We start from the raw sequence: 26,540 nt of genomic DNA, 5'->3' as shown, positions 1-26,540 counted from the left end.
ACATTATTTTTTCCTATATGGAGTTTATCATATATGCATTTGAATTTCACACGGCCTTTTTAGTAAAAAACTCTTTCATACAGAATACACGTACAGAACACCGTATTAAAAAATTTTTTCATCTTCAAAATCTGACATACTTTTGTCAATATTACCCATAAAAAGAAAAAGGTTTTTCCTATCCTTTTCAAGAAACTATAGTGCGGAAGTAAATAATATATGAGTGGAGGTTATACTATGCAAAAACTTGAACTGCCTCTTACAAGTAAATTACATACGACAATCAAAAACATGATGAAAGATTTAAACGTTCCTGGAGCTGCAGTCGCTATTGTAAAAAATGGAGAAGTAGTATTCTCAGAAGGTTATGGGTTCCGTGATACAAAAAATAAAAAAGCAGTTACATCAAAAACATTATTTGCAATTGGTTCATCGACAAAAGCATTTGGTACACTTTCTTTAAGTTTACTCGCACAACAGCAAAAATTTAATTGGGATACACCTGTGCAAACTTACATTCCAACTTTTTCACTTCATGATCCGCTAGCAAGCGCACAAATTACAGCTCGTGACCTAGCATCTCATCGTACCGGTGTCAGTCGTCATGATACATTATGGTATATCTCTTCTTTAACTCGACAAGAAATCGCTGAAAAAATTTGCCACTTAGAACTAGATGCACCATTTCGCTCGGCATTTTTATATAACAACTTAATGTATGCCATGATTAGTTATATTGCTGAAAACATTACAAATCAAACATGGGAACAATATGTCACAGAACATATTTTAGACCCGCTTCAGATGGAACGTACGAACTTCTCTGTTACCACTTCACAAAAATCAGATGATCACGCACTTCCTTACATCGAAAAAGATGGGAACATAACAGAAGTACCTTTCTGTAAAATTGATACAATTGGTGCTGCTGGATGTATGAACTCTAATATAGAAGATATGGCAAAATGGGTATTACTTCATTTAAATAAAGGAAAAGTTGGTGAACATGAACTTATTATGCCGGACATGCTCCAACAAATGTATACACCGTATATCCCAATTCCAGATGAACCAATGTTTGCTATGCCGGAATGCCCATTAAACAGCTACGGTCTCGGCTGGTTTATTAGCGCCTATCGCGGACATAAAGAAATCCATCATGGCGGGAATATCGATGGATTCTCGGCACTTGTATCCTTTATGCCAGAACATAATATTGGGCTTGTCGTGTTAACGAATTCCGGTCATACGTTACTTCCATCTTACCTTGCGCATCAAATTTATGATGAATTACTTGGATTAGAACCAATTGATTGGCATAAACGTGCAATAGAAGATACAGCTAAATTTAATGAAATAATGAAAGAAATGAACAAGCCGCTACCACAAGTAAAGGAAACCGTTCTTTCACATCCATTAAAAGATTATATCGGAACGTTCGAACATCCTGCTTACGGCACAATCGAAATACACAAACGAAATGAAACTCTATACTTAAAATTTGCCTCATTTGATATTGAAATGAAACATCATCACTATGATATGTTCAGCACGAAATGGAATGTTTTCCAAATGGAAATGAACATATTAATTTCTTATGAGATGAATACAGCAGGTGAACTAAACGAGCTTAAACTGCACCTACCAGCAACGTTAAGTACAAAGCCGCTACTGTTTACGAAAATAGGAAAATAGAATTTCTATTAGTAAGGTTTATTTCCAAAACAAAGAGCGCTGACTTTTGTGCAGCGCTCTTTGCCTTTAAACAATCCTATTTGTAATTCGGCTCATTACATAGTAAGAGATGCAAGTGTTTCAGATATTCAATTTACATCTCCATATTCGGCGCATATGCAACTTCTAATATGTAACCGTTCGGATCATAAAAATCAACTGTATAATATCCTTCTGAATACTCTTTCATTTCTATTGGTCCGCGAATGATTGTGGCACGAACATTATGTAAGAAATGTGCTACTTCATCAACTACAGACCGATTCATTGCCTGATAACAAATATGCCTTGGGCCTAACGTTCGCACAAGTTCCGCACCAATCTCTTTAAAATATATTTCTGTTTTCCCTGTACTAAAAGCTGTTTCATTTAGTTGTTTCCAGCCAATAATAGAAAAAAATTGACGATAAAATTCAATAGATTTCTCTAAGTTTGCGACCCAAAATTCGATATGGTGAATACCTGGTTCAAACGTTTTCTCCGGCATACTCCCCTTGCTCCCTTTCCTACCAACTTTCTACTTCGAATGTACGACAGTTACAATTTCTTTTGGCACATTCACAATATAATTCGGAGATTCAGCCTGTACCGTTTCTATTACATCATAGCCCCAGCTTACCCAAATCACTTCTACACCAATTTTCTTACAAGATACAATGTCACGAAGCTCATCCCCAACATAAATCACATCGGAATTTTGTAGTTTATTTGCTTTTAAAAATTTCTTTATCACTTTATCTTTTCCAAAAATATTATTAGAACAAAAAACATCATGAATAAAATTAATTTCATTATGACGTAAAAATTCCCGAATATGCTCCTCAGCGTTCGAGGATACAATGACAATTTCAAAGCCGCTCTCTTTCAACGTCTGCAAAACATCTCTTATTCCATCGAACAAAGTAAGATTTGAGATCGATGGTTGATATAATTTATAAAACTCTAATGCTATCATAGGGATTTTATACAGAGGCACGTGAAGCAATTTACACCTCTCAGGAATTGATAACTTCCGCAATGCTTCAACATCCTCTTCTCTTACCTGTTTAAAACGGTGTTTCTCTGCTATTTCATTGAAAATAGGAATAAAGATATCTTTAGAATCCACTAACGTACCATCAAAATCAAAAATAATATATTTATTCATTACGAATGCTCCTTGTTATCGTTACTTTTATATTCTTTATATTTATGAATTCTCTTTCAAATTGATATTACCTTTTATTTACTTTCTCTTTATCTACAAAAAAAGAACAAGGTATATATCCTTGTTCTTTTTTCCTATGAAAGCCATTGCGGCGGTGTATTCGTATTCCAATAAATATCACCAAGCTCGTGATGTGCTATAAAATCATCTTCATAACGATGATAATGAAAATTAAAATAATAACCATCTTGCGGCGGATGATCTCGTCTTACGTGAAACCGCAGTAAGTCACCCCCTGTTTTTGTATCATAAACATGAAAAATCTTTTCATGTTGCCCACCAGCTGGCTTTTGTGAAATTGCTAAAGACTGTAATGAATCTTTTGGTGTATCGTTTGCAAGTTCTGCAATTGCTTCTTCTATTTTCGGCAATACAACACCTTTAAACTCATCTTCAATTACTGGCCCAATTTTCGATCCAAATTTCTCCATTGATTGCCGCTCTGCTTCATCTATCGCATAAGAGAGAAATGCTTCTGAACTTATCTCATTTTGTTTTTCATCCAATGTATACGGTGTTCGCTCTAGATTTTGCTGTTTTGTAGGCTTGTCCGTTTTTGCATTATCAAGCAGTGCAGAAGGAGGTGTTACTAATCCAAATGTAAATACAGTAATTAACGCGACAAGTGTCTTTTTCATCCAATTTGGCATTTTGCATCCCTCCCTTTCTTTGCTTCTGTTTTTATCCCGCATTAACGGGCAGTAGGCCCCCACTGATGGAAGTTTCACTTTATAACTGTTTCTCCCATTATACAAAATGATGCCAATTTTTGCACTTTATAAATGTATTAACGTTAATATTATTTGTAATGATTTGAATATGGAATAGTAAGATTTCATACAATAAGTATTATTCTTTGATTTTACTAGGAGGTTTTCCTTTTGAATCTTGATTTTCTCTTTTCAGCAATAAGCATTTGTGTTCTCATCTATTTTATGTATGTGTCAATTACGGATTAAAAAAAGAGCTACATAGCTCTTTTTTGTTAATGATAAAATGACGCTAATTTAGCTCTTACAAACATTTATCCCTCACCTAGCTTCTTTAATTGCTCATAGTCTTGAGGAGGAAGTCTTACTGCCCTTTTGTGTGGAATAAATAAAATCCACACTGTTATTATGATCGCAACTCCTGCACAAATTCCAGCAACCATGACGTAAAATTGCGCTAGTGTAACAATTCCATACACAAATAAAGCTGGCAAAAATAAATATCCCTTCGCTCTCTGTGAAAGCCATAGTTTTTTCCCTTCTGAACAATATAACTGTAAGAATAATTTTCCAGAGAAAACTTTCCATATATCACTTGAATAACGAAATATTGCAAATAACGCAAACAAAATAACGATTGCAGCAACCCACCATGGTGTAAGCCAAATCGAACTTGCACTAACAAGAATGATACGAATGTAAAAACCACCAGCATCACCCGAACGAAAATATTCCTTTAAAAAAGCTTCAATGATTCTAGCATCATTGCTATTTCCTATTAATATACGTTTAGAGCGCGGAAATAACCACGGCTTCGCTGCGTTTGTAGGTTTTTGTACTTGGCCTCCCAGTGTCATAATTTGCTTTGTCCATCTCATTTCTTCTCCTTTTTCTTTTTCAATTTCTTTAAAGAAGAAGCGATGGTAGTGCAGTTTTTCCTTTACTAAGAAAAAACTTATGGTAAAGAGAAGCAAAAAGAAAAAAAACGTATAAAAAGACTGTTGTAGTACGTATCTACACGTTATACCTATATATACAATCCCTACAAAAAAGAGAATATTTTTTATGATCATCACTTGCCACTGCTTATGGAATCGAACATCAATATAACGTTTTAGCAGGACAAGTGTGAAACGAAAACAAATCAAAAATACAAAACAGAAAAAAGCTTGTACGCCAGTTCCCTTTAAGCTTTTCAAAAAGATTGGTAGAAACAGTATGGTTATAAGTGCACTCGTGAAACAAATACGGAAAAAAGAATAGATCATACCATATTTCATCATTTGTTTTATATGATATGGAAATTGAATTAGAAACAAACTATCTGCTTGTTCTAAAAATGAGCGTACACTTCTTGAAAATGTCGCTACATAAAACACAAGAAATCCGACAGACCAATATAATACATCTTCAGGTGTCGGTCCATTCTTCCAAAGTGAAGCATAATATATCCAGCTAAATACAAGTGCTGGAACAATTAAGTATAATGCGATGGTCCAATCGACAACAGAGCGTACTGCTTTCCACTTTCGTTTTACCTCATGAAACAACCTTTTATAAAATAGTTTTCTAATCATGTTGTTCCCGCCTTACAATCACATCAAAACAATCTAACAATGTGCCTTCTGGCATGTTAGCAAGTGTTTGAATACTATGTAAATCTCCATTTGCAAATAAAGTTCCTTCTGAAATTAATAAGAAACGCTCACATATTCTTTCTGCTGTATCTAGCACATGTGTGCACAGTAAAATGCCCGCACCACGTTCCTTTTCTTTATACAAAAAATTGAGAAAATCACGAGTTGCTGTCGGATCCAAACCAATAAACGGCTCATCAATAATATAAAAGTCTGGCTCTGTTAAAAAAGCTAAAATAAGCATCGACTTTTGTTTCATTCCTTTTGAAAACTTCGATAGATACTCATGTTTATGCTTGTCCATCCGAAACGTACGTAACAACTCTTCTGCCTGTACTTCCCAGCTTCCTAATTCAACATCCTTGGCAGCCATCAATAATTCAATATGTTCCCATAATGTTAAGTAATCATAATACGTCGGATGTTCAGGTACATATGCATACGGATTCTTTCTATTTCCAAACGAAATTTCCCCTTCCATATGCGCTAATAATCCAAGAATCGATTTTATTGTTGTACTCTTTCCTGCACCGTTTGCACCAATTAAAGCAACAAGCTCACCTTTTTCAATTGAAAAAGCAATATTATGTATCGTTTGCTCTCCAGCTTCGTATCCAGCCGATTTTATATTAACTTGCAGCAAAGATATCCCTCTCTCTATATAAAATTACAAAAAATTCCTATGAAAATAATAACATATTTTTCAATGAAAATACTTTTTAAGCTTAAACGTAACAAAGATGCAATTCATCCCGTATTAACGGGCAGTAAGATCCCCACCTCAAGATTCAGAGAAAAGCGAAGAAGATCGGTGGGGATCTTACTGCCTGTAAAAGCCCGATTGGTTCAACTAACCATCAGTGGGGGGATGAAGCCCCCCACTGATGGAAGTTTCACTTTATATGCAGGAAAACAATACTGATAGTAGAATATTTTATATTTTGAGTTCAAAATAATTTTTTGTTATTCAACCTAAAACACTTCTAGCAAACAAAGAGAAAGGGTATATACTATGACAAATAAACGAAGCATCGAAGCTATTTTCATCGACCGTGACGGTACAATCGGCGGTGATACGACGATTCATTATCCTGGGGAATTTCAGTTATTTTCATTTACTAAGGTGACTCTAGATAAGCTAAAAGAACAAAATATACAATTATTTTCTTTTACAAACCAACCTGGTATAGCTGATGGCAAAGCAACAAAGGAAGACTTTATTGAGGAATTAACAGCATTCGGTTTTGACGACATATTTCTTTGTCCACACAGGCATAATGATGGTTGCCTATGTCGTAAACCGGAAACAGGAATGCTTCTTCAAGCGGCGAAAAAACATCATCTTGACTTAACAAAATGTGTTATAATCGGCGATCGCTGGAGTGATATCGTTGCAGGTATAAAAGTCGGCGCAACAACAATTTTAGTACAAACAGGTGCTGGATACGACGCCCTGCATACATATCGTCATAAATGGGCGAACATGGAAGCTAATTATATTGCAGAAAATTTAGAGGACGCTGTTTCTTGGCTCTTTACACATCCTATATCAAAATAAAAACAGCAATGCCATTTAAAACGGCATTGCTGTTTAAATACTCTATTCGCCCTTGCATACCTCAACGATGAAAATACTAAAACGATTTCTCTATGAAATGCTTGTCTCTATATATTCATATGTTATGAGACTGAATCGTCCTATGCTTGGTTATGTATCACTAGTCATATATGGATTTTTACAAATTTAATTCATAATGAAAATAACGACTATCTCTTATATAACCGTTCTCTACATATAAACGCTGCGCTGTTACATTATCAACCTCAGTTTGAAGTTTTAGCCCTTTTGCGTCTGTCTCCAATGCAAATTGCTCCGCTGCTTTTAGCAGTTGTTTCCCTATTCCAGCTCCTCTCACATCTTTTTGCACAAATAAATCATTTAAAATCCACAACTCTTTCATAGAAATGGAAGAAAAAGAAGGATATAGCTGCGTAAACCCTACGTACTTCCCATCTTCTACTGCTACAAAAATAATTGATTCGTTTTGCTCTAAACGTTCATGTAAAAATTGTTCTGCTTCTTCTATATTAGAATCTTGTCTATAAAACATACGATACTCATTAAATAATGATGCTACTCCTTGTAAGTCTTCCATAGATGCTTGATATATTTTCACTTCTCTTCGCTTCCTTTCCAATAGTTCTTCATTAAATCCGTTGCCCAGTTCGGTTGTTTAATTTCTTCCCTTGGCAAAAACTCTTTCATAACTGGCTTCATATCTAAAATAGGGGTACCATCAATCGCATCTAACCCTTGTACAACTAATCGTTTTCCTTCTCTTCGTACTATTTTTACAATCGTAGCACCTAATTTATTCGGACGATTTTTCCCCCGCTGTGCAAAAATACCGATTTTCGGATACTGTTCATTATTACGAGGATGTCTTGCCGTATACTGAATGTTAGCATCTGTCACTCTATCAAAATAAAAAATAACTTCAATATGTGAAAATTGTTCAATCCCTTGTAAACTTTCTTCTGTATACGGCTCTATCAATTCAATAATAGATTCTATTTCGCCCCACAAATCATCTTCTATATTGATTCGTTCATTATGTACAAAAGCGATCGGTTGTAACGAAAACATCGTATCCCCCCCTTTTTGTAACCACTTACATTATAATATATTTTCTGAATACTTTCCATGAATAATACATTTGTTTACATAATAATATTATGTAAACAAATGAAGAGAAAGCACTTAACTCTCTCTTCTTTCTGAATATTATACAAGACCTGTTAAACTATACGTGCCAATTACAACAAATACCGCAACAGTTTTAATAATTGTAAGTGCAAAAATATCACGATACGATTGTTTATGCGTTAATCCCGTTACTGCAAGTAATGTAATAACAGCTCCATTATGCGGTAATGTATCCATTCCTCCTGATGCCATCGCAATAATACGATGCATAACTTCTAATGGAATATCAAATTGCTCTGCAGCTGCAATATATTTATCAGACATTGCACTTAATGCAATTCCCATTCCCCCAGAAGCCGATCCTGTTATACCTGCAAGCACATTTGTCGTAACCGCTCCATTAACAAGCGGATTCGTAAAAGTTGTTGAAATACTATCACGAATTCCCCCAAATCCTGGGAGCGCTGCAATTACGCCACCAAATCCGTACTCTGCACCTGTATTCATTGCCGCTAGTAATGCTCCGCCAATACTTGCATTTAACCCAGTTTGAAAATCTACAAATACACGCTTCCAATTTAAAAGAATTGTTGTTACAATGCCAATTACAAGTGCTAATTCTACTGACCACACCCCAAGTACTCCAGACAGTTCTACTTTCCCAAAACTTTTTAAACCAATAGATGCAAAATCAAAACCATTTGGATACCATTTTGGAATAGCAATTGTAAAAAATTTGTTCATCACACCTACTAAAATAAGTGGAACGAAGGCAAGCACTTGACGAAGTGGTGTAATATCAACCGTTTGGATTGACGGTCTTACGTTTTGTTCCGCTTCGATGGATGCTGCCATTTCAGCATTTCCATCTTTAAATCCATAATACCCTTCGCCTTGCGCTTCTGCTTTACGACGGCGTCTTTCCAAATACACCATACCGACTATGAAAACAAAAATAGCTCCTGTAATTCCTAAGAAAGGACCGGCATAAATATCTGTCTTGAAAAAGGTTGTCGGAATAACATTTTGAATTTGCGGTGTTCCTGGAAGTGCATCCATTGTAAAGGTAAGAACCCCAAGCGCAATTGTACCAGGAATCAAACGTTTAGGAATATTTGCCTCACGAAACAAATTATCTGCAAACGGAAATATAGCAAATGCCACAACAAATACACTGACACCACTATATGTTAAAATAGCTCCCATTAATACAATTGCAAGTATAGTCCGTTTCACACCAACAATTTGGATAATTGTCTTTGCGATAGATTCTGCGATTCCTGACATTTCAACTACTTTTCCGAAAATCGCTCCTAGTAAAAATACAGGGAAATATAATTTAATAAAGCCAACCATTTTCTCCATAAAAATATTTGAGAAAAAAGGTAATACATAAGTCGGCTCTGTTAACAAAACTGCAAACAGAGCACAAATCGGAGCAAATAAAATGACAGAAAATCCGCGATATGCTACAAACATTAGCATACTAAGTGCTAATAAAATAATTACTAATTCCATACGTTCCTCCTTTGTAATTTCCAAGGAAATTTTTATAGAATTTTCAGTTTATTTAACATAAATTGATTTTATCCCGCATTAACGGACAGTAAGACCCCCACCTCAAGATTCAAAGAAAAGCGAAGAAGATAGGTGGGGGATAACTGTCCGTAAAAGCCCGATTAGTTCAACTAACCATCAGTGAGGGATAAAGCCCCCATTGATGGAAGTTTCACTTTATTCTTACACAATTTCTTCGCGATCTACAAAGTTATAATCGTAGCAAATTCGATATAATTCAATCACTTCTTCATACGAAGGAATACGAGGATTGTTACTTGGACTCCCACTTGCAAGCGCATCCTTCGCCATCTTTGCTATAACCAGTTCAAATTCATCCTTATGTATTCCATACTCGTTCATATTTGGAATACGTAAATCTGTACAAAGATGCTTTATTTCATTGACAGTAATATTTGCAAACTCTTCATTTGATAACGCTTTCAAATCAGGTCTGATCTTACGCCCAATATCAGAAAGACGTTTCACTGTATAATCTTTCGTAAACTCTAATACTGCTGGAAGGAGCATCGCATTTGATAGACCATGAGGAACATGAAACATTGCCCCGATAGGACGGGACATTCCATGAACTAGTGTTACAGACGCATTTGTAAAAGCAATTCCCGCTTCCATTGAGGCAAGCATCATCTGCTCTCTAGCTTCTACATTTTGGCCATCTTCATAAGCAATACGGAGATATTTCATAATCTTTTCAATTGCTGAAAGTGCAAATATATCAGTAAGAGGTTGTGACAATCGAGAAATATATGCCTCTATCGCATGACATAACGCATCTATTCCTGTTGCAGCTGTTACATGAGATGGAGTAGACATCGTTAATAATGGGTCCACAATAGCTACTTGAGGTATAAAACTTGGGTGCTTAATCATCATTTTTACATCTGTGCTTGTATTTGTAATAACAGTTGCACTCGTAACTTCAGATCCTGTTCCAGCAGTCGTTGGAATAACAATAAGAGATAGAGGTACCTTTGTTATCGGATATTGATTACCAGCGTATTCCCCAATGTTCCCTCCGTTTGTTGCGATAACAGCAACGGTCTTTGCAACATCAATACAACTTCCTCCGCCAAGTCCTATAACAAGATCGCATTCATTCTTTTTACAAACAGATAATGCTTTTACTACATGCTCATCTGTCGGCTCAGTATTCACATCAATAAAAGTCACAACTTCTATTTTTTGTGATGCTAACATTTTCTTACACCTTTCTACATAACCAAGCTCATTCATAATAGAATCGCTTATTATTAATGCTTTCTTACCATACTGAATAGCTCTTTCTCCTAGTTTTTCTAATGCATTTGTTCCATATAAGACTGTCTCAGGCACTCGAAATTCTGAAACTCCTTGCAAATATACCCCCTCCTTCTTTTTTCATCCCTAAACTAGCTATGCTAGAAAAAACAATTTACATAACAAACTACCTTTACAATTCCACTTCGCAACTAAAATCCCTCTTTTAAATCCCAAATATAGTCATTTTTTTACAACATCTCTATACAAAAAAAGACAAGGTGACGACCTTGTCTTTCCAAACAAATCTAATCAATCTATTACTGTTCTAACACATAATGAAACCTCTTTATATGTTCTACATCTTCAATAATATGAGTAGCTCCCGCTGCCACTAATTCTTCTTTACTACCATATCCATACATTACTCCGATAGAATCAATTCCAGCTTGCTGCGCTCCAATTATATCGTGCTCTCGATCGCCTACCATAACCACATGTTCTTTCTTTAAATCATGATATGTATGTAAAATATGCTGAATAATGTCCGTTTTTGCAATACGCGTACCATCTAAATTACTACCGACAATCTCTTCAAAATAATGTGCAAGTTGAAAGTGCTCTAAAATTTGTTTTGCAAATATAGTTGGCTTAGACGTTGCCACAAATAAACGCTTCCTTGCATTCTTTAAATCTTTTAAAACACTAGGAATGTGTTCATATACGTGATTCTCAAACATTCCCTTATCTTGAAAATATTCACGATAATACGTTACTGCTTCTGCTACTTGTTTTTCATTCATTCTATATATGCTAGCAAACGAATGTTGAATTGGCGGGCCGATAAAAGATAGTAATTTTTTATCATCTTGCTCATCTATCCCCATTTTTCTTAACGCATATGTGACCGAGTTTACAATACCTTCTTTTGGATCTGTTAATGTGCCATCTAAGTCGAATAAAAAAGTTGTATACATTTATTCCCCTCCGCTCGGTTACTGTAATATATTTTCATCCCCATCCCCTTACCATCCTAGCTACAATCTTCACTATTTTACAAAATAATTATTTAAATGTAAATATTCTGTTAACAAACTACCCACAAGCCGCCATCTAACAAAAAATCAAGATGTACAAAACCCTTCTCATCATGTATGATTAGATTTATTTTCCAATTTGTAATAGATGGTGAATACATATGACAACAAAATTAATTTTTATAGTAGTTTTTACAGTTATCATTCATGCAGTAGAAACAAGTTCTTATAGTATCCGCCTTGCAGGCATTCGCTTAAAAAAGATTGCTGTTTCCTTATCTGTAGTTGGAATCGTGTTACTTGTTGCGAGAACATCTAACTTACTCCAAGCTTTTTTGCTTGGCGGTATCGTCGATCAAGCAAAGCAAGACGCTTCTATCAATTTAGAAGGAACTATTCGTCTTATTTTATTAGCCGCTTCCATCGGTACATTACTAGCCATCTTTTTGTATCCGACTCTGACAAAACTATTTAGCTATGTGATTAAAAACTTTGAAACAGACGGTTCTTTCATTCGCATGATGAAAACAAATAACATTCAAAAACTAAAATACACAAAAAAATATGTCCGTTTTCCAAAATTGGAAATGATTCATCGGATGCGGATTGGCGGTATCCCAAAGCGAATTATGCTCATTAATATGTTTGCTACTGCTATTTATACAGCAGGTGTTCTTTCTGCTTTATACGCCTCTTTTTTAAATCCAGCTTACGCAACGAATGCAAGTACGGCTTCTGGTCTCGTTAACGGATTTGCAACAATCTTATTAACTGTACTATTAGACCCACGAATCGCTCTATTAACCGAACGAGCTCTCCAAAAAGAGAACGGAACAGAAACAATGGGAAAAATGTATGGATGGCTCATGATTTCCAGGTTTTTAGGAACATTACTTACCCAAGTACTTTTTGTACCAGGTGCTAATTGGATATTGTGGATTATTTCGATTACGAATTGAAAGTAAAGTTGTAAAAAAGGTTCTTCTTAATTATGTAGAAGAACCTTTTGTTTTTTAATAATTACGCAACAAATCACTTACTCTTACAAGAGAATATCCCTGATTTTTCAGTTGTGAAATAATAATATCAGATGCTTCTTCTGTCGGAATTCCATTAAGGTGAAATAACACAATATCCTGTTCTTTAATACTTCCCATAACTCGGCTGACAATTGTCTCAACCGACGGTTCTTTCCAGTCTATTGTGTCTAAACTCCAATAAACCGTGTAAGGATATTCCACTTTGCTAGCAGCTTCTAAAACATCTTTATTCCAATATCCATAAGGAGGTCGAAACAGGGAAGTCCCTTTTTGTCCAAGTATAGTTTCAAAACATTTTTTTGTTTTTGCTAACTCACTCATAATCATAGGAATGGATAGTTTAGTTAAATCTGGATGACTATAAGAATGATTACCTATTTCATGCCCATCTGCAAGTATGCGTTTAGCCAATTCTGGAAATTTCCCAACCCAGGTTCCTGTTAAAAACATGGTTGTTTGGATTCCATGTTTTTTTAAAACATCTAGAATTTTTTCTGTTTCCTCAGCACTGTCACCTGCATCATATGTGAGTGAGACCATTTTTTCATTTCCAAGACCCTTCGAAATAAGCACTGAAGAAGTGAACTTGGCTATTGCTTTTTGACTGTCTATCTTCAATAGTTGCCCTGCATAAATCAAGTCTGAGTGCAAGTTATTGTCCTCTTTTAATTGTTGAACTGGAATCTCAAACTTTTTGGAGATACTTCCTAATGTTTCTCCATGGCAAATCGTATACAAGTTAAATTGATCTGAGGAAATAGAAGATTTTTCGTTCTTCTGAGATGAAAGTTTTCTTACTTTTAATAAAAATCCTGCATCAATAGCATCAGAAGTCAATCCATTAAGCAATTTGAGACTTTCTATTCCTATATCGAATTCTTTAGATATACTGAACAGCGTATCGCCATTACGTATGGTATAGACTTCAAATCCACCTTTCTGAAAGGTTTTTCTTTTTTCCTTTACTAACTGATAGGATTTCTTTTTCCCTTTGAACAAGCCTTGCCGAGTTAAGATATCAATCATATACTCAGCTCTCTTTTGATAGGAGTGGTTTTTAACTGCATCCATTCCGTTTTTCTTTATTTCCCTTCCTTTTTCAAGGTTTCCTAAATATTCCTTGACAATATTGATTGTTTCTTCAGGGGAACGAGATATAAGCAAATCTTTTCCGGGGATAAATAGACGATTTATTTCTGGGGTGTCATTTGTTAATAGAAGACTACCGGATGCGAGAATTTCGTAGGTACGTTGAGTAAGTTGCGTTGGGAGATTTTGCAGGCCTAAAACGATTTCAGCTGAACTATACACTTTATTAGCATTTGAGTAATGAATATATCCCCGAATCCAATCCTCTGGAATATCCACACCTAAAACCGGACCCATTTCATCCCAATAGTTTCCATAAAAATCGATTCTAATATTTTCTTTCACTAATGGTGTGATTAAATTTTTCATAGATTCATGGCGGTAATGATCAGGAAAATAACTAAGCTTTTTAGGATAAGCATTTGCAACAATCGCCACAGGCGCACGGAATTTCTCGTCTGCTTCCACAGGAAAATGAACACTCTCATGGTATCCAAAATCTAAATGTGCGGCAGGAATTCCCCGTTTTTCGTAATACCCCACCCTGTCTTTGCAAATAGTGAAAACAAAATCTGGTCTCGTTCTTTCGATATACTGTATCGAAAAAATTTCTGTAGATGTAGGATCCTCAGTTGCCCAGTAAACATGAGGAACATTAGCTTTTTCCACACTAGCGCGAATTTTTTCTTGTTTTTTTAGGCATGCATTATCCGGCCCCCAGCCCATCGTAATAATTAAATCGGGCTGAAAATCAGAAATCAGTCTATCCAAATTTTGATCATCAAGGAGTCCCGAAACTTCCACTACATAGCCTGCATCGCGAAACCCATTTGGTAATCCGTAAACCCACATTGGATGACTTTCTAAAAATAAGATACGCATTTATGTCTCCCTTCAAGAAGTAATTAATTCGTTATAAATAAGGCGTAGTATCCTTCAGCATCTCCGGAATGGTCACAAACTGATACCCTTGACTAACCAAATTATCGATAAGCACAGGAAGGACCTCTAATGTTCCATCCAGCGGCAATAGATTGAGTGAATGCTGTAGTACAATTGAACCTGGTGATACATCTCTCATGACAATCGAAATGATTTGCTCCATTGGTAAGCCCATCCAATCGAGCGTATCTACCGACCATAGGATTAACTTTAAACTTAAGTCGTCAATGATGTGTAGATCACTATTTGTAAAGAGCCCAAATGGAGGCCGTACGATTTCAGCCTTATACCCTGTAACTGAAGTGATTTCTTCATTTGTCCGTTGTATTTCATTTTTCAACTCAGATGTAGTTAATTCTGGAAACTTCAGATGGCTCCAACTATGATTTCCAAGTGCATGTCCCTCCACAACGATGCGTTTTAACATTCCCGGAAACAATCTTATTTGTTTCCCTACAACAAAAAAAGTAGCTCGTACATTCTTTTTAGATAGAATATCTAAAACTTTTGGTGTATATACATCATCAGGACCATCATCAAAAGATAGAGCTACTTGTTTCTTATCTCCTACTCCTTTATGATAAATTGTAGGTTTCAACATCGAAGAAGTATTGGTTATTACATAAACTCTTGAAATCTTCTGATTCTCCCAAACTGTCATTCCTAATTTTTGAGCTACTTCATATAAGGGAACACACATTTGTTCCTCTATTACCATTAAAGGGGTACAGAGGGACCCTTGCTGAAAACTGTTCGTTCCTTTCATAACAAAGCAGCCGTCTGATTGAAAGTTAAATAAACCAAGAAATAACGTTTTCGTGTAAAAAAACGCGGCATATTTTTTATTATCAAAATCTACAGCTGCACCTGTGTGTTTTAAAAAAAGTGCAGGAACGAGGATACTTCCATTTATGATCCAATAATCTGTTTCTATCGGTTGGCCGTCAACGAAAATTGTCCCATTCTCTACTTTCATATCATTTCTCCCTTTTGAGGTATGAATTTAAATTTTTTTCTGTTCAAATGACAATATATCTTTGATTTCTCCATGTTAAGATTAAACTTCTGGATAACGGTCAATTACCTCTCTATGTGGTGAAAGGAGATTACTTACTGTCACAATTTTTAATCCTTTATCCTTTATCGCTTTTAGCATCTCAGGCAATGCCTGTACAGAAGATTCTGTAGGATGAATGAGAATGAGGAAACCCCTTTTTACGTTGGTTTTAACTTGATGAACCATTTCTTCCGGAGGCGGCATTTTCCAGTCCTGTGTATCAATTGAGCTCAAAACAGTATACATTCCTTCTTTGATAGCCGTTCTAATTACTCTCTCATCAAACTCACCGGATGGAGGAGTGAAAAGCTTAGGTCTTACTCCAAGTTCCTTATAGATTACTTGATTAGTCTTCTTCAATTCCCATTCAATATATTCTAGTGTCTGGCCTCTCATATCCGGATGTGAATAGGCATGACTTCCAATTTCATGTCCAGCATTCTTAATCTTTCTTGCTAGCTCAGAAAATTTATGAGTCCATCCACCTTGTAGAAAAAAGGTAGATTTACATTGAGCTTCCTCCATAATATCTAACAAAGTGGGAATATTTTCATTTCTCCATGCTACATTCACCATGATAGAAGCCATTGGTTTGTTAGGATTCCCGAAAAAAATAGGTGCTGGCGGTAAACTTGAAATAAGAACCTTTGGTGTAACCTCCTCATAAACAAGCAATGATTCATCCCATTTTCGATCTTTTATCATGTTATTTAGTGATCTTTCTACATTTATCTTAAGCCCATTATAAGCGGGGATTATCATCTCACCTGAAACGAAGTTGGCGTCCATAGGCTCGCTATCAAACTTTTTCTTCATCTCTATAATTCTGTTATAAAAGTCGGCAAATTGGCTCTCTAAACTCATGTACATTTTCTATTCTCCCATTCAATTCAATAGATCTCCTCGTTATCATATGATTATTTCACGGTTCCCGTACCAGCTTTTTCTATGCATGAACACATCTTCAATTATTTTGCGTGCTTGTCCTATACTATATGTTTCTAAAAACATAATATATTTATGAAAAACTTTTAAAGGAGAATAAGAATGCGCATTTTATTCTTAGAAAGCAGTCAAATTTGGACAGCCGGCCTTCCAAAAGGCTTTGTTGATGCAGGGCACAAAGTCATGATATCAGGCCCATTAACGCAGAAAAATATTCCTCATATGATAGAAAGCTTTCAACCTGATCTTGTCATTACAATAGGCTGGGGCGTTGAGCATACAGATGAAAAGCTGAAATGGATAAAAAAATATTTGCATGAAGCTAGAACTCCTCTTGTTTATTGGGCCGTAGAAGATCCTCAATTTACTACTACCTGGTCCCTCCCTCTTATTAATAAAATACAACCTAGCTTTGTATTTACCATATCTCCTGCAACAGTCGACTATTACAAACAACAAGGGATTAAAGCAGCATATATGGATTTTGGCCACCACTCCAGCGTTCACTTCCCGGTAGGTGCCATTCCTCAATATCAAGCTTCAATTGCAGTCGTAGCTAATGCTTATCCTGATGTATTAGAAAAATATCCTCAGCATTTCCGCCATCATGTAATAAACACTTTAATACGTCCCCTCCTTGCTGAAAATATACGTATTGACTTTTGGGGCAGACATTGGGATAAAATGAATCCATTCCTTGGTATGGACATACCTAAAGATTGGATTCATGGATATGTACCATACAATGAAGCGAATTATGTATATAGTTCAGCCAATATCATTCTAGGTTTACAAAATTACCCCTCACAAGTGACCCAAAGAACTTATGAAATACTTGCATCTGGAGGTTTTCTGTTAACGATGGATACACCAGGAGTAAGACATCTATTTCAGCCGGGACATGATCTTGTTGTTTCTTCATCACCAGAGGAAACCGTCAAGTTAGTAAAATATTTTTTAGAGCATCCCGCAAGTTGTGAGAAAATTAGGGAGCAAGGTAAGCTGACTGTCAAAATTCATAGCTATCAAAACCGAGCTGAATTCATGGTTAACGTATTGACCAAAGAAGGAATAATAAAACCGGAGATTATTGATTCGAAGGAACAAGGTGAAATCTATTATTATGAAAACTTTACTGAAGAAAAATACCAATTGTATATCGTTAGTCCCTCTGACTCTCTATGGAGCATTTCACAAAAATTCGGGGTCACAATTAGTGACTTAAAAAATTTAAACAGCTTAGCAAATGATGAGATCTTTGTTGATCAAGTGTTAAAAGTCAGAGAGATTATAGATACAACACAATTTTTGGTTCAGTCAGAGAATAAAAGCACTCTTGGAAATCCTCAAGCAACACAGTGGATTAAACCTATTTTTCAGGCTGCTAAAGAACATAACATTCCCAGCAATATCCTCTATAGCATTATGATAGCCGAGAGTAACGGTAATCCAAATCTAGTTTCCAAAACCGGAGGAATAGGATTAATGCAGTTTCAGATTGAAACAGCCAATTTATTAGGAATTAACCCTTGCAATGCATTCGAAGCAATCTACGGAGCAGCCCGCTATCTACAAGAATTATATACTGAATTTAAAGATTGGAAACTAGCTATTGCCGCCTATAACGCTGGACCAAATATGGTAAAAAAATACGGGGGGATTCCGCCATTTGAAGAACCTCAAAATTATGTTAAAAAGGTCCTTTCATATTCTAAAGCTGTCAACTTCGACAATCTGTAATATAGTAACATTATCCTAAATATGTATTTATACAAATAAGGTTGATTAAGAAACCTCACTTTACACACAATTTCATTTCCTAAAAAGATTTATACAATCAATTGAAATTTTACACACTGTCATTACAAATTCACAGCAGTTTCTCCATAACAAATCCCCGGTACATTATTTTACTGAAAAATATAAAAAGTGAAGTTTAGGTAGTATTCTTTTACGACGACCTATGCTGTTTAACAATTATAGAAAAAAAGGAAAGGAGTGGGGAATCCACTCCTTTTATTACGACACACTGCTACTTTTTTATTACGACAACCTATGGTTTTATCACGACTTTTATCCTTCGTAGTTCTTAAATAAATCTGATAAATATTTATTATTTTCTTCCGCGATGTATTGCTCAGCTTCTATCAAACGGACTACCAGCTCAGCTTTCGTTAGACGCATGTATTGACGATAAACATGTTTTAGATTTCTATCTGTTTTTAAAAGTTCAAACTCCCTAAATGAAGATATGCTTCCTCAAAGAATTCTTTTTGAGAATCTGGATTATCTTCACTTAAACGTTCAAAAAAACTTCCGTGTCAAAAAAAATCTGGATCCAAAGATCCAGATTTTTTCTTTCTTTAATCGCGTTTTTTGCATTTTTTGTTTTTTTCTATTTGGTCGCCTTCTTCTATTTGGTCGCCTTCTTCACCTGCGTTTTTTGCCAAACTATCCGTTCCGCCTCCCACTGCATGTTGCTGTTTGGTATTAGAACTTTCGATGGCAGCGTTGGTTCCCGCTGCACTGTCATCTCCACCACCACTGGCCACTTGAGTAGCACTAGCCTGTTCCTCACTGGTTTCATTAATTTGATTATTGATGATAAGTACAAATTCTACTTTTTCATCCGAATTTTCTTTTTTCATTTTATGCGGCTCAATCTGATCCTCACTAATTCCTTTATTTATCGCTTCGCCTCCAGCGCCCACCGATTGTTGCTGTCTGGTATTCGATGAATCGATTGCTGCATTACTTCCTGCTGCACTGTTTTGTCCGGCTCCACTGGCAATTTGTGTTGTATTCGGTGCAAATGTAATCTGATTATTAATGACAATGACAATTTTTTGTTTATCAGCAAGATTTCCCAAATTAATTTCTTCTCCATCTTTTACAAATCGAAACGTGATTTTTTCATTGTTTCCCATGTTCTCACCCCCTTTGTAATATTAAATGCTAGAGAATGATAATGGATTGGACAAGCGTATTTTTTTTATAAATATGTGCAACCCTGCCCACAATAAAGGGTGTATTACCAGGTTCCGTTATTTTCCTTGTTTTTGGGTGTGAGGTGGGGGCTAATCGTGTGGGGGCTAAACCCCACGAACGTAACGTAACTAAATATGAAGTAAGCTTATTGCTTTAGGCGATAGAATTTACCTAAATTTATAAATCGGCTAAATGTTGGCGGAACCCCCTAAATAAACAAGATACATTGACTTCCGCCTTCGAACCTTATGTTAACAGCCCCAGTCGGGGCTGTTTTTTTCCTTTCCATACGTATACATGTTTTTTTATGAGGACTTCAACAAATGTAGTAATAAAGTAGTGATAAACATAAATAATGTAGGTTTAAAAGTAGTAATAAAAATAGTAATAAAACCACAAAAAAAGGTGCGTCAACCGAATCGTTGATACACCAGTAAATTGCATTGTTAAACAACATAGGTCGTCGTGTAATAACACTACCTAAACTTCAATAACTGTAAATTCAGTATTACATATTAACCGGGGATTATTTCATATATTACGGTACTAACCGCGTACAGTCTCTTGGAAATGCGCTTGCTTCACGAACATTCGATAAATTTAAAAATTTATATACAAGTCGTTCTAATCCAATCGCAAATCCACCATGCGGCGGACATCCATAGCGGAATGCATCGATATAGGATTGGAAGTTTTCTACGTTTAATCCCTTTTCTCCAAAAGAACGAACTAACATATCATAATTATGAATGCGCTGCGCACCTGATGTAATTTCTAATCCTTTATACAATAAATCAAATGAGTCTGTGACAGAAGGATTCTCTTGATTTGGCATTGTATACATCGGGCGCGTCTCTTTCGGGTAATGGGTGATAAAGACGAAATCGCTATTATATACTTCTTTTACATACTTTCCAAGCAGTTTTTCTCCTTCTGAGTCTAAATCGCCTATTGGTGATTCTTTTCGATACTCTCTTTGTAAAATGCCTCGTGCTTCCGTAATCGTTAATTTCGGAATTTCTGTAATAACTGGTATGTCAATTTGAAGCAACTGCAACTCCTTAGCACAACATTGCTGCACTTTTTCAAACATATACCGAAGTACATCTGTTTCAAGCTTCATTACTTCATAAAAGTCTTCAATAAACGCAAGTTCGACGTCTAAGGAAATGTATTCGTTTAAATGACGAGATGAATTATGATGTTCAGCACGGTACACAGGTGCCACTTCAAAAACACGTTCTAATCCACCCGCCACCATCATCTGCTTATAAAACTGCGGTGATTGTGCTAAGTATGCATCTTTTTCAAAATATTGAAACTGAAATACGTTTGCTCCGCCTTCCGCCCCTTGTGAGACAATTTTCGGTGTGAAAATTCTCGTAAAATCATTTTGAAGTAAATATTCGCTAAAAGCATGGGCAAGCATTGATTGAATTGTAAAAATCGCTTGCACTCGTTCATGTCGAAGTGACAACGTTCGAGAGTTTAACATTTGGTCTAAACCAACTTGCAGTTTCTTTTTATTCACTTCAAATGGAATTGGCTCTGTACTGTTTAGAAGCTGTACATCCTCAACTAATAATTCTACTCCAAGTTCCGTTTTATCTGTCTCAATTACTTTTCCTGTAACTTGCACAACACTTTCTACTTCTACCTTATATCCAGCCCATTCTTTTTCAAGTACACATTGCATGACGCCTGTTCGGTCACGGAGTAATAAAAAGCTTATATTTCCGAGATGGCGAATTTTCTTCACCCATCCTTTTAACACAACTGTTTCATGCGATGTACATTCGCTAATAAGCGACCGCTTCGTTTGTTGACTCATACATTCCGCCTCCTACTATTAATTGTATGATTGTATGTTTATTATTATCGTTATCATCATCATCCACGGCCGCTCACCTCCTTTCAAAGAATACAAAAATCCGCCCCTATATAAGGGACGGATTTAACCGCGGTACCACCCAAATTGTCACATTGACCACTTTTCGCCTGATAACGGTAGGTGCCGTTTACTTTTACTAGTTGTTCACGTTCAAAATAACGCTCACAGGTGTCTTTCCATCACGCTGCATCGCAATCTTCTCAGCTACCGATTGCTCTCTGTAGATCAGGTCACGATGTACTTTTCCTGCTCATCGCTTTTTATATTTACGGAATATTCTATCCTTTCGAATGACGAATTGCAAGTTGTTTTTCTTTATTTTTTTAAAAGTAATTAGAAGAACTATCTCTCTTACTCCTTCTACTCATCCGATATCATCTTTTAATTTATAAACTTTCCCCACATATATCAAATATACTGCTTCACATACTTTTTAATACTTTTTAACTCTGGATCGTCCTCCATTACTTCTGCAAAATAGCCGCTTTCATCTTCTTGCAGTACACGCTCTAATTCAGCAATTGCTTCTTCATTTCGATTTAATACAACTAAATAGCATGCTTTATTATATCTTGCATTCAAATGGGACTCGTCAATCGATAATACATCATTCATGAGCCGTAACGCTTTTTCCGTATCACCGTTTAAATGATGAGAAACACCGAGCCCAATATATAGTTCATCCTCTTCTGGGTGATGCTCTAATCCTTTCTCCAATACAGCAATCGCTTCCCGGTAACGCTCTTGCTTATTATAAAGAGCACCTAAATACATAAAACTACCACTGATCATCGGAACATCCTCTGCTAAAGCGCGGAGAATTTGCTCCCCTTCTTCTTCCTTGTGTAAATCAAGTAATATCGTGCCCTGCAGCATTCGAATCGGTGCGTCCATCGGCCGTTCTTGCAAAATGCGTTCCGTTTCACACAATGCTTCTTGCAGCCATGTCTTATTTTCATTTGCATATTCTAAAAGTAGCATAACAAGTTGATGTGCAACTTCATAATTCCAATGATTTTTGAGCGACTTACGCAATACTTCTAGTGCATCATCAATGAGATTAGCATTTACATAAAAGTGGGAAAACCGCTGCACTGCTGCGTCGTTTGTCTGATCTAGGCGGATTGCAGTTTCATAAAGATCAATAATAGAAGTGATAGAAAGAACATCTTGTGCACGCTTTCGAATACGACGATACATTTTTGTAAAAAATGCTCCTGTTTGTTCCTCCTGCTCCATCTGTTTAATAAATTTTTGTTCAAGTGCAGAAGCTGCATACATAAACGCAGAGCTTTTTTCTTCATTTGATATTTTCAAATCAGCTAAACTATCACTTATACTTTTTCTTTGCGTTCGCAACCCATCTACATACGTTGCATACACTTCTTCATTGTGAACATTTTGCATAATAAGATTTTCAATAACATGTAAGCCTTCTTTTTCGTGTGCGGCAAGTAATATTTTCGCATAATGATGTAATATCTCTTCATGGTCATTTTCCTGTGCAAGCGCCTGTTCTACATAAACACGTTCTTTCTGCCCATCACCAGATGCACCGTACACATATGCAAGACTATTCAAACGCCATGATTCAGAAACAATACCTTTCTTTTTGTTTAAAGCCGCAATCAGCTCCTCATGACGCTCAACTTTTACTGATATATTTGCTAAATGTTCCATATTTACTAATAGAGGTGCATATTTACAGCCTTCAAACATATGATGCTGCTCTTTTACTATATCTTCCTCAACAAAGTAAATTTCAGCTAATTTCAAATGAGCAATAGCGAACGTAGAATCTCGTTGTACACATTTCAAATAAGTCTTCTTTGCTTCTTCCCATTCCTCCAATGCTTTATATGCTTCTCCCAGCCTAAAATGAGGGAATGTATCTTCAGTCATCTGCGCCGCTCGCTCATACAGCTGAATGGCTTTTATATAACTTCCAGCTGACTCCTGTAATATGCCTAAATAGCATATATAATCTATATTACTACTATCTTTTTCAACTAAAGTATTTAAAAACGAAATCCCTCTTTGTAAAAATGGTGTATCCTCCAGCTGCGTTACATATATTTCTAGTGCATCTCGGAAATTATTTTGTATACAAACAATTCCTTCTTCCGTTATCGTTAAAGCTGATTCTATTTCCCTTTGCTCTATATTTTGATCCATAGCCGCATTCCATAATATTTTCCCGGCATTAATAAGGAAGTCACTATCTTCAGCAAACTGTTCTTTCAAGCTAAAAATATATTGTTTTCCAGCTTCATAGCTCCCTTGTTTCATGTAGACTTCACTTATCCCCAGATGACAAGGCACATCTTGCTTGTCATATTGAAGCCCTGTTTCATACATTTTCTGTGCTTTTTCATATTGCTCTCGTTCTAAATACAAATCTCCTAATTTCGCATATAATACAGCTGACTGAACATCATTTTGCATTCCTTCAAGTAAAACCTCTTCTGCTTTTCTTTCATCGTCTAGTTCTGCTTCATAAATATCAGCTAACATGATATATGGCAACGGGAGCTGCTGATCTAATTCTTTACCGATACGAAGTCCACGGATTGCTGATCTTAACTTTCCTAATTTATAAGCACACCTAGCACGTTCGCACCATACATATCCGTCGCGTTTATATTGTTTTAGCAGCGTATTAAACACATCATATGCTTCTTCGTCCCGGTCTGCATCCATTAAAATAAGGGCATGATTAATGAAAACAAAACGATCTTCGTGGCGACTCACTGCAATGAACGAGTACTTTAAAGCCTTTTCTACATCATCTAAATACATATAGCCAATTCCCATATAACTCCAAGCTACCGGCTGGTCAGGATCTAGTTGGAGCGACGCACGAAAACTTGCAATCATATCGTGAGAACGAGATTCATCCATCGCAATGCGCCCTTGAATGAAGTGATAGAATGGATTATCGATTTTATGCTTTACCTGTTCTAATACTGTATATGCTTGTTCCAATTCTTCAATACGCACAAAGCATTGCGCGGCATGAAGTTTCACATAATCCGATTCCGGATAAGCATGTAAAGCACGTTCGATACAGCTATATACAAACTCCTTTCCATCCTGTAAATCTAAATGCTTAATCGTATATAGCCATGTGTACGGATTTTCTTTATGCTCATGTAAAAATTTTAACAAAGCTTCCACATCGTCATGTTCGGCAAATTCCATTTGATCTGTTAACGAAAAAATACGACGAAAATACAAATCATCATCTTCACATAAAGAAGAAAGGAGATCATTTTTCTCTTTTGGAACAATCGCGATGGATAAATAATTTGTATTTAAATACTGCTTCGCAAATTCTTCATATGTGACAAGAATGCGCTCTGCAAAATTTGGATCTTGAATATACAAAACTTGCAACTGATCGTTATAACCGACTAACAATTGTACATGTGAAACATGATCTATATCGACACTAAGCAAAATCGGAACATTAGCATCGATAAATTTTTTATACATGTCCACTGTACCTACAAAGAAACGACTTTTATAACCAATCGATTCTACATATTCAACTGTTTTTGACAACTTCGACCCTATTCCATCAAAAGTATGCTTAGCAATTTCATCTTGCGTTTCGTGCTTTCCAAAAAGCTTCAATATCATTTCTATGCTTGCAGGCACACAATAATTATCTTTCTGCACGACAGGTGTAATCGGTAGCATCACTTCTTTTTTCTCATCAAATCGTAGTGTGTTATGATAAGGTGAATCTTTTAAACTATTCTCACTTTCTAACAATGTTTGCAGAGCAGTCCAATCACCTTTCGTATAATAGATTTCTGCCCATATTTGTGAGAAATACAATTGATAACTATGAAATGGCAACAACTGTTGAACTTCATGTAAAACTCGACTCAACTCATCATATGATTTTTTATCATATAATCTTTTCACCTTTTCTAAATAAAAGAACGGAACTTGTGGAAATTTCCTCATCGCTTCCGTAATGATTTGTAAGGATTTTTCATGTTCTCCTTTCATGGAATGCAACTCGGCAAATAAATATGTTGATGTATCTGCACATTCCTCACAATTCATTCCTTTTCGAAACACTTCTTCTGCTTTCAGCCAATCGCCTTTAAATAAATAAAAGTAGCCCCACTTATCAAAAATAGGAATCTCACTTAACTCTTCTGCTTTCTTCATATATGTATATGCTTCTTCATAACGGCGCATTTCAAGTATGCAGCGTGCCAATACAAAATATGCTTTGGCAAGATGCTCTTTTTCAACAGTTGTACCTTCTTTTTGTAATGCCTCTTTTAATAAATCCTCTGCATCTAATGATTTTCGTTCATCAATTAAATCATCACAAAACCAAGTAAGCGTACGAAAGCTATTAAAATGACGATGTGCATATCTCACAACAAATCTACTATAAGACGGCATCAAGCCTTCATCAAACAATTGAATAAGTGTATAAAAATCTTCTTCTGAAGAAATTGTGCCTAACCACTCTTTCAAGTATGAAAGGGATTTTTTCGATCTTATTTCCTCAATTTCTTTTTGAATTTCTGATATACCATTTAAAAATTCCTTCTTTTTTACATATACCCGTAATTTCTCAAAATCTCGCATTTTTTCACTCCATTCTCTCTTCACGATTTTACATACAACCTATATAAAGTACAATCTTTTTCTCATGATTGTTTTAAAAGAAAAAACAGAGCATACACTCTGTTTTTTCTTATTTTATCCCG

At 35.8% G+C, this 26,540-nt stretch carries 20 protein-coding genes, 1 pseudogene and 1 other annotated feature; of the genes and pseudogenes, 5 read left to right on the top strand and 16 right to left on the bottom strand.

From position 1 onward, the window contains the following. Window positions 1-237: 237 nt before the first annotated feature. A complete protein-coding gene (locus NKR74_RS09740) occupies window positions 238-1,695 on the top strand; it encodes a serine hydrolase (protein WP_253629394.1) in 1,458 nt (485 codons plus the stop codon). A gap of 133 nt (window positions 1,696-1,828) precedes the next feature. Here NKR74_RS09740 and NKR74_RS09735 read toward each other — a convergent pair whose 3' ends face one another. The 5 genes from NKR74_RS09735 to NKR74_RS09715 form a co-directional block, all read right to left on the bottom strand. Next, on the bottom strand, window positions 1,829-2,221 hold the full coding sequence (locus tag NKR74_RS09735; protein WP_253629393.1) for a VOC family protein: 393 nt from the start codon (window positions 2,219-2,221) through the stop codon (window positions 1,829-1,831). 30 nt (window positions 2,222-2,251) lie between these two features. Then, window positions 2,252-2,881: an HAD-IB family phosphatase gene (locus NKR74_RS09730; protein ID WP_253629392.1), complete on the bottom strand. Its 630-nt coding sequence runs from the start codon at window positions 2,879-2,881 to the stop codon at window positions 2,252-2,254. A gap of 134 nt (window positions 2,882-3,015) precedes the next feature. Continuing rightward, entirely contained in the window at window positions 3,016-3,591 is a 576-nt protein-coding gene (locus tag NKR74_RS09725) for a YpjP family protein (RefSeq protein WP_253629391.1), read from the bottom strand. 374 nt (window positions 3,592-3,965) lie between these two features. Beyond that, the gene (locus NKR74_RS09720) at window positions 3,966-5,228 is read right to left on the bottom strand and encodes an ABC transporter permease (RefSeq protein WP_253629390.1); all 1,263 of its coding nucleotides are present in this window, start codon (window positions 5,226-5,228) and stop codon (window positions 3,966-3,968) included. Next, window positions 5,221-5,931, bottom strand: coding sequence for an ABC transporter ATP-binding protein (locus tag NKR74_RS09715; RefSeq protein WP_253629389.1), 711 nt, complete (start codon window positions 5,929-5,931; stop codon window positions 5,221-5,223). The genes NKR74_RS09720 and NKR74_RS09715 overlap by 8 nt, the downstream gene beginning before the upstream one ends. A 369-nt stretch (window positions 5,932-6,300) precedes the next feature. Between NKR74_RS09715 and NKR74_RS09710 the strand changes: the two genes are divergently transcribed. Continuing rightward, complete coding sequence (locus tag NKR74_RS09710; RefSeq protein WP_253629388.1) at window positions 6,301-6,846, top strand: HAD-IIIA family hydrolase; 546 nt, start codon at window positions 6,301-6,303, stop codon at window positions 6,844-6,846. Between the two features lie 178 nt (window positions 6,847-7,024). Here the strand turns inward: NKR74_RS09710 and NKR74_RS09705 are convergent, their stop codons facing one another. From NKR74_RS09705 to NKR74_RS09685, 5 genes are all read right to left on the bottom strand, one after another. Next, window positions 7,025-7,465 carry a GNAT family N-acetyltransferase gene (locus NKR74_RS09705; RefSeq protein ID WP_253629387.1) on the bottom strand — a complete coding sequence of 147 codons (441 nt, stop codon included), beginning with the start codon at window positions 7,463-7,465 and terminating at the stop codon, window positions 7,025-7,027. Next, on the bottom strand, window positions 7,462-7,935 hold the full coding sequence (gene tsaA / locus NKR74_RS09700) for a tRNA (N6-threonylcarbamoyladenosine(37)-N6)-methyltransferase TrmO (RefSeq protein WP_253629386.1): 474 nt from the start codon (window positions 7,933-7,935) through the stop codon (window positions 7,462-7,464). Before tsaA ends, NKR74_RS09705 begins: the two co-directional genes overlap by 4 nt. 138 nt (window positions 7,936-8,073) lie before the next feature. After that, window positions 8,074-9,513 carry a GntP family permease gene (locus tag NKR74_RS09695; RefSeq protein ID WP_253629385.1) on the bottom strand — a complete coding sequence of 480 codons (1,440 nt, stop codon included), beginning with the start codon at window positions 9,511-9,513 and terminating at the stop codon, window positions 8,074-8,076. A 222-nt stretch (window positions 9,514-9,735) separates the two neighbouring features. After that, window positions 9,736-10,932 (bottom strand): iron-containing alcohol dehydrogenase, encoded by a 1,197-nt coding sequence (locus NKR74_RS09690; protein WP_098311079.1) that lies wholly within the window; start codon window positions 10,930-10,932, stop codon window positions 9,736-9,738. A 200-nt stretch (window positions 10,933-11,132) separates the two neighbouring features. Next, a complete protein-coding gene (locus tag NKR74_RS09685) occupies window positions 11,133-11,789 on the bottom strand; it encodes an HAD family hydrolase (protein ID WP_253629384.1) in 657 nt (218 codons plus the stop codon). A 221-nt stretch (window positions 11,790-12,010) separates the two neighbouring features. Here NKR74_RS09685 and NKR74_RS09680 point away from each other — a divergent pair, with 221 nt between their 5' ends. Further along, on the top strand, window positions 12,011-12,808 hold the full coding sequence (locus tag NKR74_RS09680; protein ID WP_253629383.1) for a lipid II flippase Amj family protein: 798 nt from the start codon (window positions 12,011-12,013) through the stop codon (window positions 12,806-12,808). Window positions 12,809-12,862: 54 nt separating this feature from the next. Here the strand turns inward: NKR74_RS09680 and NKR74_RS09675 are convergent, their stop codons facing one another. The 3 genes from NKR74_RS09675 to NKR74_RS09665 all read right to left on the bottom strand — a co-directional run bounded on the left by NKR74_RS09675 (window position 12,863) and on the right by NKR74_RS09665 (window position 16,847). Further along, window positions 12,863-14,860: a DUF3880 domain-containing protein gene (locus NKR74_RS09675; protein WP_253629382.1), complete on the bottom strand. Its 1,998-nt coding sequence runs from the start codon at window positions 14,858-14,860 to the stop codon at window positions 12,863-12,865. Window positions 14,861-14,891: 31 nt separating this feature from the next. After that, window positions 14,892-15,896, bottom strand: coding sequence for a polysaccharide deacetylase family protein (locus NKR74_RS09670; RefSeq protein ID WP_253629381.1), 1,005 nt, complete (start codon window positions 15,894-15,896; stop codon window positions 14,892-14,894). Between the two features lie 81 nt (window positions 15,897-15,977). Further along, the gene (locus NKR74_RS09665; protein ID WP_253629380.1) at window positions 15,978-16,847 is read right to left on the bottom strand and encodes a polysaccharide deacetylase family protein; all 870 of its coding nucleotides are present in this window, start codon (window positions 16,845-16,847) and stop codon (window positions 15,978-15,980) included. Window positions 16,848-17,024: 177 nt separating this feature from the next. On the opposite strand from NKR74_RS09665, the pseudogene NKR74_RS09660 reads away from it, so the two are divergent. Then, window positions 17,025-18,209, top strand: a pseudogene (locus tag NKR74_RS09660) (DUF3880 domain-containing protein); the annotation flags it as partial. Beyond that, window positions 18,192-18,662: a lytic transglycosylase domain-containing protein gene (locus NKR74_RS09655; protein ID WP_309247651.1), complete on the top strand. Its 471-nt coding sequence runs from the start codon at window positions 18,192-18,194 to the stop codon at window positions 18,660-18,662. The pseudogene NKR74_RS09660 and the gene NKR74_RS09655, both read left to right, overlap by 18 nt. 623 nt (window positions 18,663-19,285) lie before the next feature. Here the strand turns inward: NKR74_RS09655 and NKR74_RS09650 are convergent. The 3 genes from NKR74_RS09650 to NKR74_RS09640 all read right to left on the bottom strand — a co-directional run bounded on the left by NKR74_RS09650 (window position 19,286) and on the right by NKR74_RS09640 (window position 26,418). Beyond that, on the bottom strand, window positions 19,286-19,849 hold the full coding sequence (locus tag NKR74_RS09650; RefSeq protein WP_253629379.1) for a hypothetical protein: 564 nt from the start codon (window positions 19,847-19,849) through the stop codon (window positions 19,286-19,288). A 599-nt stretch (window positions 19,850-20,448) separates the two neighbouring features. Next, window positions 20,449-21,741, bottom strand: coding sequence for an aspartate--tRNA(Asn) ligase (gene aspS / locus NKR74_RS09645; protein ID WP_253629378.1), 1,293 nt, complete (start codon window positions 21,739-21,741; stop codon window positions 20,449-20,451). Between the two features lie 110 nt (window positions 21,742-21,851). After that, window positions 21,852-22,064: a binding site (T-box leader), on the bottom strand. 145 nt (window positions 22,065-22,209) lie between these two features. Then, window positions 22,210-26,418: a tetratricopeptide repeat protein gene (locus NKR74_RS09640; RefSeq protein WP_253629377.1), complete on the bottom strand. Its 4,209-nt coding sequence runs from the start codon at window positions 26,416-26,418 to the stop codon at window positions 22,210-22,212. Window positions 26,419-26,540: the final 122 nt, after the last annotated feature.

This window comes from Bacillus sp. 3103sda1, from assembly GCF_024159135.1.
In the GTDB taxonomy this organism is placed as follows: domain Bacteria; phylum Bacillota; class Bacilli; order Bacillales; family Bacillaceae_G; genus Bacillus_A; species Bacillus_A rhizoplanae.
The sequence above is the reverse complement of the archived record's forward strand: the minus strand, read 5'-3'. Positions and strand labels throughout refer to the sequence as shown.

What these genes read in the sequence shown, in the direction of transcription:
- NKR74_RS09740 (WP_253629394.1), top strand. Translation starts at nt 238, where the DNA reads ATGCAAAAACTTGAACTGCCTCTTACAAGTAAATTACATACGACAATC.
- tsaA (WP_253629386.1), bottom strand. Translation starts at nt 7,935, where the DNA reads ATGTTTTCGTTACAACCGATCGCTTTTGTACATAATGAACGAATCAAT.
- NKR74_RS09720 (WP_253629390.1), bottom strand. Translation starts at nt 5,228, where the DNA reads ATGATTAGAAAACTATTTTATAAAAGGTTGTTTCATGAGGTAAAACGA.
- NKR74_RS09685 (WP_253629384.1), bottom strand. Translation starts at nt 11,789, where the DNA reads ATGTATACAACTTTTTTATTCGACTTAGATGGCACATTAACAGATCCA.
- NKR74_RS09650 (WP_253629379.1), bottom strand. Translation starts at nt 19,849, where the DNA reads ATGGGAAACAATGAAAAAATCACGTTTCGATTTGTAAAAGATGGAGAA.
- NKR74_RS09730 (WP_253629392.1), bottom strand. Translation starts at nt 2,881, where the DNA reads ATGAATAAATATATTATTTTTGATTTTGATGGTACGTTAGTGGATTCT.
- NKR74_RS09640 (WP_253629377.1), bottom strand. Translation starts at nt 26,418, where the DNA reads ATGCGAGATTTTGAGAAATTACGGGTATATGTAAAAAAGAAGGAATTT.
- NKR74_RS09725 (WP_253629391.1), bottom strand. Translation starts at nt 3,591, where the DNA reads ATGCCAAATTGGATGAAAAAGACACTTGTCGCGTTAATTACTGTATTT.
- NKR74_RS09665 (WP_253629380.1), bottom strand. Translation starts at nt 16,847, where the DNA reads ATGTACATGAGTTTAGAGAGCCAATTTGCCGACTTTTATAACAGAATT.
- NKR74_RS09680 (WP_253629383.1), top strand. Translation starts at nt 12,011, where the DNA reads ATGACAACAAAATTAATTTTTATAGTAGTTTTTACAGTTATCATTCAT.
- NKR74_RS09735 (WP_253629393.1), bottom strand. Translation starts at nt 2,221, where the DNA reads ATGCCGGAGAAAACGTTTGAACCAGGTATTCACCATATCGAATTTTGG.
- NKR74_RS09695 (WP_253629385.1), bottom strand. Translation starts at nt 9,513, where the DNA reads ATGGAATTAGTAATTATTTTATTAGCACTTAGTATGCTAATGTTTGTA.
- NKR74_RS09710 (WP_253629388.1), top strand. Translation starts at nt 6,301, where the DNA reads ATGACAAATAAACGAAGCATCGAAGCTATTTTCATCGACCGTGACGGT.
- NKR74_RS09670 (WP_253629381.1), bottom strand. Translation starts at nt 15,896, where the DNA reads ATGAAAGTAGAGAATGGGACAATTTTCGTTGACGGCCAACCGATAGAA.
- aspS (WP_253629378.1), bottom strand. Translation starts at nt 21,741, where the DNA reads ATGAGTCAACAAACGAAGCGGTCGCTTATTAGCGAATGTACATCGCAT.
- NKR74_RS09675 (WP_253629382.1), bottom strand. Translation starts at nt 14,860, where the DNA reads ATGCGTATCTTATTTTTAGAAAGTCATCCAATGTGGGTTTACGGATTA.